4 protein-coding genes are annotated in these 6,144 nt (G+C 44.6%); 1 reads left to right on the top strand and 3 read right to left on the bottom strand.

Features of this window, described 5'->3' with window-relative positions; genetic code table 11:
* Positions 1–8 precede the first annotated feature (8 nt).
* Together ACOJS8_RS12280 and ACOJS8_RS12285 are read right to left on the bottom strand one after the other, a co-directional pair.
* Positions 9–2,324 (bottom strand): TonB-dependent siderophore receptor, encoded by a 2,316-nt coding sequence (locus ACOJS8_RS12280; RefSeq protein WP_420148832.1) that lies wholly within the window; start codon positions 2,322–2,324, stop codon positions 9–11.
* A 240-nt stretch (positions 2,325–2,564) separates the two neighbouring features.
* On the bottom strand, positions 2,565–3,623 hold the full coding sequence (locus ACOJS8_RS12285; RefSeq protein WP_420148833.1) for a TerC/Alx family metal homeostasis membrane protein: 1,059 nt from the start codon (positions 3,621–3,623) through the stop codon (positions 2,565–2,567).
* A 146-nt stretch (positions 3,624–3,769) separates the two neighbouring features.
* Between ACOJS8_RS12285 and ACOJS8_RS12290 the strand changes: the two genes are divergently transcribed.
* A complete protein-coding gene (locus tag ACOJS8_RS12290; protein WP_420148834.1) occupies positions 3,770–4,510 on the top strand; it encodes a glycosyltransferase family 2 protein in 741 nt (246 codons plus the stop codon).
* Between the two features lie 87 nt (positions 4,511–4,597).
* Here the strand turns inward: ACOJS8_RS12290 and lpdA are convergent, their stop codons facing one another.
* Complete coding sequence (gene lpdA, locus ACOJS8_RS12295; RefSeq protein ID WP_420148835.1) at positions 4,598–5,998, bottom strand: dihydrolipoyl dehydrogenase; 1,401 nt, start codon at positions 5,996–5,998, stop codon at positions 4,598–4,600.
* Between the last annotated feature and the right edge of the window lie 146 nt (positions 5,999–6,144).

Here is a 6,144-nt window from a genome sequence, read left to right on the forward strand (position 1 = left end):
TCTAGTTGTTAAAATCTATATCCCAGGCTTAAGCGGAAATTACGCGGAGCTTCAACCTGCCAGTAATAAGCTTTACTCCATGAGTAATAAGCGCCAGAATAGAGATAAGCATCCAGAATATTGTTTACATTCAGTGCTACGTTGAAACGAGCGTTTTGCCAGGATATAGCACCATCGAGCCGGAATGTATTGGGCATGGTTGGGTTTTTATCAACTGCCTCCGAAAACCAGCCATAACGATCGAGCTGCCACTGGTAACCAAGTGAAATACCAAGCCCCTGAACCGCGCCCCGACGTGCACGATAAGACAACCAGGCGTTTGTAACATGCTTGCTGTAGCCAGGAACAGGTAGCCCTACGTTTTCAGAGCGCGTATCTTTCGTAATTTTAGAATCCGTATATGCATAGTTTGCTACCAGATTCAAACCTGGTACGACCTCGCCCCGTACGTCGAATTCAACGCCACTGGTTTGGGTTTGGCCCAACTGAATCGAGAAGTTAGGATTAGTTGGATCGCTTGTCAGTACGTTATTCTTCGTAATCTGATAAGCCGAGATGGTTGAATTCCAACGGCCATCGGCCCAGTCTTTCTTTAAACCAATTTCCGTATTGTTACCTGTAATCGGTTTAAATGCATTGCCCAACCGGTCGGTACCCGATTGCGGTACAAATGCCTGATCATATAATGCATACACAGAAGTCTGCTTGTTCAATGAAGCGCTAACGCCTACCCGTGGGGTAAATTTCGTTTCGTTTGTTCCTGCGCCGTATTGACTATCACGAGTGGACGTAATACGACCGGCTAACGTCAGTCGAATTCTATTCTGCCAGAAACGTAACTCATCCTGTACGTAAATACCGCTATAGGACTGACTCATTACGTTGGCGCCTGCGCGATTTCGTAAGCTTACCGATCGATCGAATCGGGGTAGAAGATTGGCTGGTAGATAGTAATTCGGATTGTATCCATTAAATACAAAGTTGCCATCATAGAGTGCGAACGATTGTCCCCAGTCAGCAACGTATTTTTTGCTACCCAAGTCCAGACCTGCCAGGATGCGATGTGCAACAGGACCGGTCGTTACGTCTCCATTCACGAATATCTGTGCAAATTTTCCTTCGTTAGCAGCGTCCCAGATGCTTGTATTGCGATAGATATCGCCATTAACATGGGCCGAATCCGCCCAAAGCGAACTACCAACCTGCGAATAGTTGAAGTAAGCCAATTGGCCTGTCAATTTCCAGTTTGGGCTGAGTTGGTGTTCCAGAATCAGAAAAGAGCTATGATCATGAATATTTGTCGGATCAAGGTTTGCGGAGGTTAGCGAAACGTTACGTGGGAAAACAGCTAAGCCATTTGCCGCAAAAACGTAAGCAGAGCCCATTGGCGACATTTGCGAGTATTGATAGGTATACTCTGCCGTGATGGATGTTTGTTCGCTCAGTTTGTATTTAAGCACCGGCGCAATGGTGTATCGATTATTGTACTCAAAGTCACGGAACGATCCTTTGGATTGCCCCATTACGTTCAGGCGATATAATAAGCTACCGTCCTGGTTAAGTTTCCCATCCAGATCAAGCGTAGCCCGATATGTATCAAAACTGCCTGTCGACATTGAAAACTCCCCTTTCGTAATGCCCGTCGGTTTCTTGGTTACGATGTTATAAAAGCCACTGGGCTCCCCATTGGCCATCATAAAGCCGGCTGGCCCTTTCACAAACTCGATACGTTCCACCATTGACATATCTTCGGTGAGCGGTCCCCATGTTGACGTTACGTTCATCCCGTTACGGAATGGCGAAACACGTGAACCGCGCATATTTAACCGGGAGTAATTGTCCCAGTGTTCCTGGCGAGTGACGCCACTTACATTACGTGATACGCCTTCCAGCATATCAAAAATCTGCTGATCAGCAATGAGTTGACGATTAACGACCTGAACGTTCTGCGGTAGCTCAATCAGTGGCGTTTTGATACGCAGGCTGTTCGATGGGATATCGGTTTTGTACGAGTTTTTGCCTTCTACCGTGACTTCCTGAAGAGCCTCGCTGGTTTCCAGTAAAGTAAGATCGGCTAACCGAGTTGTCTCATTGGCTGCTACAGTCACAGCCTGCCGCACACGGGCATATCCTACACGGCTAACGACAACTGTGTGCGTACCAGCCGGTACGTTGATAATCGTGAATTCACCCTGTTCGTTGGAAATCGTCCCTAAGCGCGTATTACTTAAACGTACAGTAACATTAGCCAACGGTTGTGCATTGGTCAGAACCCTTCCGGTAATCGTTCCGCCCGGTGCCTGGGCGTAGGTATTGATGTTCATCAACAATCCGAACAGTATTGCCGTAATCGCTAAGTATCTCCAGTAAGTATATCTATTTGATATCATTGTTATTTAGACTAATTATTAATATCAAAATTATAGGGATAGTAATTATGAACCCATCTTGTCTAGGAAAATTTATAGAGAAAGCTGTTATAGTTATTTAATAACCATAAATACAAAACCCCGCATAGGCAACAAACCTATGCGGGGGTCGATTCTACGTCTAAATTAATCTACTTATGCCTCTTTTTTTTCTGGTATAAGCCAGGAAGCCAACACACTAATACTTAGGATAGCGATAATGATGTAAAGTGAATAAACAGGTTTAAAGCCCTGTTCAGCCAACCAGTGCTCGGCCAGCATTTTCCCTCCGATAAACGTCAGCAAAACAGCCAGGCCAACCTTCAAGAATCGGAACTGACTCATAATACTGGAGAGGAAGAAAAACATTGAACGTAGCCCCATAATAGCAAAAACATTGGAGAAGAAAACGATATACGGGTCTTTCGTAATCGAGAAAATTGCCGGGATTGAATCTACAGCGAAGACTAAATCGGTAAACGCTACAACAATGACGATCAGAAATAAAGGAGTTACGAATAGTTTTCGATCCGATTTTCGGCGTACGAAGAAATTATCTGTTACGTTACGATGATATACATTGAGGTATTTACTGGCAAAGCGAACGACAGGATGGCTGGAGGGTTCTATTTTTTCGTCTTCATCTTTCTGGAAGAAGAGCTGAATTCCTGTGTAGACCAGAAAAGCTCCAAACAAATACATAATCCACTCGAAGCGCTGAATCAGGGCTGAACCCAGAAAAATAAAAACAAATCGAAGAATGATGGCGCCCAGAATCCCCCATACCAAAATCTTTTTATAATACCGCTCCTGAACACCAAATGAGCTAAAAATCAGGATGAAGACGAAAATATTATCAGCCGACAGTGAGTACTCAACCAAATACCCCGTTATGTATTCTAAAGCCATGTTCGCCTGAAAACGGGATAAACTACCCGAGAAATCGGCGGGATTAATATCAACATGCTCGGCGTACAGGTCGCGGACTTCTTTCAGACGGTCAAACGTAGTGATGCCGTGTACGAGATAGCCGTAATTTTGTAAAAAAAAGTAAAAAATGATAGATAAAGTAACCCAAACAGCACTCCAGATTGCCGCTTCCCGGAAATGAACAATGTGACTTTTCTTGCTGGAGAAAACGCCAAGGTCCACTGTCATTACAAGAAGAACGAAAGCAGCAAAGGCGCTAAAAAAAACAGTTTCGCTTGAAAACATAATTGCTAAATAAACAGCCTCTTAAGGCCAAGATTGGGTAAACATAGCCCATTAAAGAACAAATCTACGGCCAATATGTCTATGGAAACTGTAACGCTTGCTAAAATTATTGGTATAGTATCACCGGGCTCTTTAATTTTGCCCTCATGTTCAATAATAAAAAAGTAATTGTAGTGATGCCAGCCTACCGGGCAGCACTGACTCTGGAACGTACTTACCGTGAAATTCCGCTCGATTTAGTTGATGAAGTTATTCTTGTGGATGATGCGAGTCCGGATAATACGGTTGAAGTAGCTCGACAACTGGGCATTAGGCACGTAATTCGTCATGATAAAAATAAAGGGTATGGCGGCAATCAGAAAACGTGTTATGCGAAGGCTCTTGAACTAGGTGGAGATATTGTTGTGATGGTTCACCCCGACTACCAGTACACTCCCTTGCTTGTACCTGCTATGGTCAGTATCATTGGCAATAACCTTTATCCTGTTGTGTTTGCTTCCCGTATTCTGGGAAAAGGCGCATTGAAAGGCGGGATGCCCATGTACAAATATATAGCTAACCGGTTTTTGACGTTTACGCAGAACTTGCTGATGAATCAAAAACTCTCTGAATATCACACAGGTTACCGCGCTTTTTCGGGAGAAGTACTACGCAGTCTGGACTTCACGCACAACTCCGACGATTTCATTTTCGATAATGAAATGATTGCCCAGATTTTCTATAAGGGTTTCGAAATTGGCGAAGTAACCTGCCCGACCAAGTATTTTGACGAAGCATCTTCCATTAATTTCAAACGCAGCTCCATTTACGGCCTTGGTGTACTACGTACTTCGGTGCTCTATATGCTCACAAAGTTGGGTCTGATGCGTTGGAAAATACTGAAGTAATAACCTGATTAATAAATAACTAATGGGCGAAGTAGGACAATCTTGATACGTTATCGTCCTATTTCGCCCATTAATCATTTCTAATCACTACAAGTGAATTGCTTCTCCGTAAGCGGCTTCAGTTGCATCTTTAATAGCCTCTGACATGGTCGGGTGCGGGTGAACTGCCTTCAGAATTTCTTCGCCGGTTGTCTCCAGCTTACGAGCTGCTACCACTTCGGCGATCATCTCTGTTACGTTGTTACCGATAAAGTGCGCTCCCAGAAACTCACCATATTTAGCGTCAAAAATAACTTTAACGAATCCTTCCGGTGATCCGGCAGCTTTTGCTTTACCCGACGCTGAGAAGGGGAATTTGCCGACTTTCAGTTCATAACCAGCTTCACGAGCCGCTTTCTCTGTATAGCCAACCGACGCAATTTCAGGCGTACAGTACGTACAACCCGGAATGTTGTTATAATTCAATGGTTCTACGTGAGGTAATCCAGCGATTTTCTCCACACAAATAATTGCTTCAGCAGATGCTACGTGTGCAAGAGCCTGGCCTTTTGTGCAGTCGCCAATAGCATAATAGCCATCAACGTTGGTACGGTAATAGTCGTCCGAAACGATTTTGCCGCGATCTACAGTTATACCCGTTTCTTCCAGTCCGATGTTTTCGATATTCGCCACTACACCGGCAGCAGATAGCACTACATCAACATCGAAGGTTTTTTCGCCATCGGGTGTTTTTACAAACACCTTGCAACCCTTGCCCGACGTATCAACTTTCGTGACCTCCGACTTGGTATAAATGTCAACACCGATTTTCTTGTACTGCTTGGCTAGTTCTTTCGAGATGTCTTCATCCTCAACCGGCACTACGTTCGGCAGAAACTCTACAATCGTTACTTTAGTGCCCATGCTGGCATATACATAAGCAAACTCAACGCCGATGGCACCAGAACCAATAACCAGTAGCGAATCAGGGCGCTTTTCGAGCGACATCGCCTTGCGGTATTCAATTACTTTGTTACCATCGATGGGTACACTAGGCAATTGGCGAGCGCGGCCTCCTGTGGCAATAATGATGTGCTTGGCTTCATATTCGGTCACTTTACCATCAGCGGCCGTTACGTCGATTTTTTTACCTGGCTTCAGCTTACCGTTCCCATAAATGACATCGATTTTATTCTTCTTCATCAGAAACTGTACGCCCTTGCTCATGCTTTCGGCAACGCCCCGGCTTCGCTTGATAACAGCACTGAAGTCAGCTTTCGACTCTCCCGAAATAGTGATACCGTAGTCGGCCGAATGCTTGATATATTCAAAAACCTGTGCCGATTTTAGCAGAGCTTTGGTTGGGATACAGCCCCAGTTCAGACAAATGCCGCCGAGACTTTCGCGCTCAACTACGGCGGTTTTCAAACCTAACTGCGACGCCCGGATAGCAGCTACGTAGCCGCCCGGCCCGCTACCCACAACGATAACATCGTACTGTGAAGCCATTACCTATGAATGAATAATGTAGAATGAAAATATAAAATCCTCTAGAACGAGAACGCAAAGGTAGGTCGAAAAGTTGACACCGAAGACAAACCTACCTACCTCCTTCTTTTGTTCTATCTTTGTAAATGGAGAATGGATGAACAATA

It is taken from the genome of Spirosoma sp. (genome assembly GCF_048594605.1).
Classification (GTDB): Bacteria; Bacteroidota; Bacteroidia; order Cytophagales; family Spirosomataceae; genus Spirosoma.

What these genes read in the sequence shown, in the direction of transcription:
- ACOJS8_RS12285 (WP_420148833.1), bottom strand. Translation starts at nt 3,623, where the DNA reads ATGTTTTCAAGCGAAACTGTTTTTTTTAGCGCCTTTGCTGCTTTCGTT.
- ACOJS8_RS12280 (WP_420148832.1), bottom strand. Translation starts at nt 2,324, where the DNA reads ATGAACATCAATACCTACGCCCAGGCACCGGGCGGAACGATTACCGGA.
- ACOJS8_RS12290 (WP_420148834.1), top strand. Translation starts at nt 3,770, where the DNA reads ATGTTCAATAATAAAAAAGTAATTGTAGTGATGCCAGCCTACCGGGCA.
- lpdA (WP_420148835.1), bottom strand. Translation starts at nt 5,998, where the DNA reads ATGGCTTCACAGTACGATGTTATCGTTGTGGGTAGCGGGCCGGGCGGC.